This window comes from Pseudonocardia tropica (assembly GCF_040105315.1).
Classification (GTDB): Bacteria; Actinomycetota; Actinomycetes; order Mycobacteriales; family Pseudonocardiaceae; genus Pseudonocardia; species Pseudonocardia alni.
Genome location: NZ_JBEDNP010000053.1, coordinates 1 through 4,145 on the forward strand (window position 1 = coordinate 1; position 4,145 = coordinate 4,145).

Here is a 4,145-nt window from a genome sequence, read left to right on the forward strand (position 1 = left end):
GCTGCACTCCGCTGCCGCGGACCTGCCCCCGGCCGAGCTGGAGGCCGCGCACTACCGTCAACACATCGGCCAGCCCGAGTCAGAGCACTCAACCCGATAGCTCTCCGGACACGCCGGGGCGGTTCACAATAGTCGCGACCCGTCCGCTGGGCTAGCTTGCCGTTTGCAGCCATCGTTGATGAGAGGGCTCCCCGACGCTTGAACAGCCGTCCGCCGGTGAGTGGCTAATTGAGTGGCACCCGGACCGCGACGAGGTGGACGCCGACGGACTGCACTGGACGCCTGACCAGTTTGGAGGCCGTGCGCATTGCGAGGGGACCCGATTGACCTAGGGGTCAATGGGGCGAAGGTTCAGATCCTGTCGTCCCGACGGTTGTGATGTCGCGGGACACCGTGCACAGGTGTCTCGCGACATCGTTCACGGTCGGGTCTGTGGTTGGTAGTCCCGATCCGGGTCGAGGGTCAGTTCCCGCACCAGGGATCCGTCGGTGTGGATGATCCGGACGTGTAGGTCGCTGACGAGAGCCAGGACGCGGACACCGGCCAGTCCTCGGCCGATTCCGATGTGGTGCAGGCGGCTGTTGTGCCGCAGGGTGATCACTCCGGCGCGGTCGACGCGGTCGTGACGGACGCGGTAGTGCCCGGTGTCGAGTGGTGTGCCGGTCGGGACCGCGGCGGGGCGGGCGGCGTAGGCGTCGGCGGGGGTGCGCCGGTCGAGAGCCCGGTGCGGACGAACTGTGTTGTAGTAGTCGCGGAACTGGTCGAGCAGTTTCTGGAGTTGTCCGACGGTCGCGGGCCTGGGTTGTCGGTCGAGCCATTTCTTCAGGGTCTGGTGGAAGCGTTCGACCTTGCCGCAGGTCTGTGGGTGGTAGGGGCGGGAGTGGTCGAACCGGATCCCGCGTGCGGAGCAGGTGACCTCGAGCGCGACCCGCCCGCCGCGGCGTGGGGTGCCGGTGAACACTGCTCCGTTGTCGGAGAGCAGGCTGGCGGGGTCGCCGTAGTGGCTGGTCGTGGCGGTGAAGGCGGTGTCGACGTCGCCGGCGGTGAACACGCGGCGACACGTGCAGGACGCCGCGAGGCGGGAGTGGTCGTCGATGCTGTCGAGGATCTCGACCGACGTCTGGTCGGCGAGTCGGTAGTGGGTGATATCGAGTTGCCAGCGTTCGTTTGGGGCATCGGCGCAGAATCGCTGGAAACTGCTTTTCGGGCGTTTGTGTGGTTGTGGGGTTACGAATCCGCGGTGCGACAGGATCCGCCAGATCGTCGATACCGCCGGTACCTGCTCGGGGCCGTGGCGGCGTTGTAGATGCGCGGCGATGGTGGCTGCGCCGGCGTCGTGGCCGTCGCGGTCGAGGTCCTTGCGGAGCTCGACGATCTCGTCCTCGACGGCCTGCGGGGTGCGGGCCGGGTTGGTGTGCGGGCGCCGCGACCGCGGCTCCAGACCAGCTTCGCCCTCGGCCAGGAACCGCTGGACCAAGGTGATCACCCAGCGCCGCGACACGTTGTAGGTACGGGCGACCTCGCTCTTGGAACGGCCCTCGACCAGCACCGCGGTCACGACCAGCTGCGCCATCCCCATCGTGCACCCCTCGACGTCGGTAGGTGTGCACGATGACGCGAGACAGCTGTGAACGATGTCCGGAACTCAGACACTGTCGTCCCGACGGTCGACCAGGGCGGTTTCCGCGAGGGCGAGTCGTCGTTTCTGTTGTCTACCTGCGGAAACGTCCGGCCAGCTGTGCGTGGCTGCGGGTTCCGGCGATCGACTCGTTCATCCTCTGTGTGAGTGCGATGTGCGGCGTGGGCGCATCCGGAGCGCTCACGATCGTGCGGCTGGGGAACTCATTCGGTGGCCGACGACGGCGGGGTGCCGAGGTTGATCGCCGTGCTGGGCCTCGCGGTGATCACCGTGTCCTCCGGCGTGCTCGACACCCCGCCGCCGACCTACCGGATCGTGGTCAGCGAGCCGACCGGCAACCTTCAGCCCGGCGACTACGGCGGCAACCTGATCGTGCACTGGTCCTGCGATCCTGCGGCGGTGACGTCGGTGGAATCGGAGGACAGGTACCGGTACAGCGACGCCCCGATGTGGACGAGAGTCGAGGGCCCCGAGGGCGTCGACGAGGTAACCGCGATGGCGTTGCGCCCGTCGGGCTCGCTCCCGAAGGTCCAGACCGACGCCGGGATCACCGAAAGCTACGAGCCGACGTCGCTGCAGTGCGTGATCTACGACGAGCACGACCAGGTCGTGGCCTGTGACCGGCAGACCCGGGCTGCGGGTTCTCACGACCCGGTACGTACGGTGCAGGTGCAGGTGTAGGTGCAGTGAGTCGGTCGCACGGTCCGCCCGCCCGCGTCGGCGGGCCCGATCGCGCTGCGCGGGTCGGTGGTCCGTAGGCCGACCACCGGCGCCCGCGCCTCGATGCGACCGCCGCGGCCTGTTGCCGGCATTTGCGCGTCCGGCCCGCTGGCCGGGGGGGTGAGAGCTGCGTGGGGCATACGCCCCGGCTGTAGGGCCGTCGCTCCCGACGACCTGCGACGAAGCTGGCTCGCCTTGCGCCCGGTTTAGTGAGCGACGCCAGGACGTCATGCTCGGTCGACTCGGCCGTCGCGCTCGAACGATCTTCCCCCGGGTGAAGGGCCGGTCTCTCCCCGAGACTTGGTAACGGTGTGTCGCAAGTATCCGAGATCCGGTGTGATGATCCAGGGCGGAGTGGGCGTTGGCTGGTAGGCGGATCGGTGGCCCGGGTGGCGGTAGCGAAAAGGGAAGCGGGGGAGGGGTCGTCATCGCGTTGACGATCGCGGTCGCCATCGGAGCGGGTGGCGCGGCCGGGGGGAGCGCGCTGTCCTCGGTCGGACCACCGGGCGGAGTGTCATCGACGCCGCGCAGCGGGTCTCAGGCCAAAGGCCGGGACGCTGTCACGGTGCAGGCTCGGTTGGCCCGTCTCGGCATCCGCGTCTCTGGTCGTTTGGAAGATGACTCCGGTGACTGCGCGGCCAACTCTTATGGCCGCGTGCGGCAATACCTCCTGGCGCATCCCTGCTCGAGCCTTCGCCGGGCTCAGTTCGAGGTACGAGACTCGAAGGGCGACGTCGCGCTGGTACCCATCGCCTGGGTCGAGATGCCGACCAAAGCCGAAGCCGACGCGTTGAAGCAACTAATGGACACCGGCGGGACGGGCAACATCACTGAGCTGTCCCGCCAGCGCGGTCGCTACCGGACTGTTCGCTACACGGGCGACGCCTACGCCTCTCGGCAAGATGGCCGGCTCGTTGTCAATGCACAAGCGCAACCCGTGCTCCGAGGCTGGACCGGGCTGGCGCTCACGTCGATCGCTACGAATGCGGTTCACTAATGATCGCGCCCGTGAGTGTCTAACTGAGTGACAACCGACCGACGGCCCGCCGGACGCTCACGGACTCCTCTGGACTCCTGAGCTGCGCGGATGCCGCTTACGCTGCTCATCGGCCGTGTTCTGCCAGTGCCTGGGGGTCAAGGGGTCGCAGGTTCAAATCCTGTCGTCCCGACGGTCGGAACGAGGCGGTATCACCTTCGGGTGGTGCCGTCTTTTCTGTTTCTGACCTGGGGATACGTCGACGGTGATGATCCTCGGATGATCGTCCTTAATGATCATGTTGCAGTCCACTGTGGTCTCATCGTGGAGCAAACGTGGAGCACGCCGCTCCACGGCGCGAAATGAGGTCAGGGTTCTGCTCCACGATCGTTGTGCCGTTCGGGTGGTTCTGGTGCGGTCTGGTGCGGTTGGGTTCGGTTGACCGCCGGGAGCCGGCGTTCGCATCGGGGGTGATCGTTCGGCCGTGGTCGTCGGGTAGTGGGGTCGGGTCCGGGGAGCCGGCGCGGCTCGTCGCCCCGGGCGGGGCCCGAACCTGCGCTGTGTCCCCGGGGGACTCGGACAGTGAAGCGCCCCGGGTTCAGTGGAGCTCGATTCTCCCGAGATCGGCGTGTCTCGGGCCGGTTGGTGAGCGTAGTAGTTGATTTCGTACTCGACCGGCGGCAGGTTACGTCCGCGGAGGTGGTGTACGGGTTCGTCGCTGGTGAGCGGCGTGGCGTCGTGACGTGAGACGGCCACCGCGTGATCTTTCTCGAGTACCGACCAAGGAACTCCAGGAAGGACCACCACGAT

Annotated in this window: 3 protein-coding genes; 2 read left to right on the forward strand and 1 reads right to left on the reverse strand. The window is 67.4% G+C overall.

Annotated features, from left to right (window positions below):
- Window positions 1–418 precede the first annotated feature (418 nt).
- On the reverse strand, window positions 419–1,573 hold the full coding sequence (locus tag WHI96_RS27250; protein ID WP_345643753.1) for an IS481 family transposase: 1,155 nt from the start codon (window positions 1,571–1,573) through the stop codon (window positions 419–421).
- A 276-nt stretch (window positions 1,574–1,849) separates the two neighbouring features.
- Here WHI96_RS27250 and WHI96_RS27255 point away from each other — a divergent pair, with 276 nt between their 5' ends.
- Complete coding sequence (locus WHI96_RS27255) at window positions 1,850–2,320, forward strand: hypothetical protein (protein WP_345643750.1); 471 nt, start codon at window positions 1,850–1,852, stop codon at window positions 2,318–2,320.
- 604 nt (window positions 2,321–2,924) lie between these two features.
- Window positions 2,925–3,356, forward strand: a complete 432-nt coding sequence (locus WHI96_RS27260) for a hypothetical protein (RefSeq protein WP_345643747.1) — start codon at window positions 2,925–2,927, stop codon at window positions 3,354–3,356.
- Window positions 3,357–4,145 lie beyond the last annotated feature (789 nt).

Coding starts and splice junctions, on each gene's coding strand:
- WHI96_RS27250 (WP_345643753.1), bottom strand. CDS start 1,573: ATGGCGCAGCTGGTCGTGACCGCGGTGCTGGTCGAGGGCCGTTCCAAG.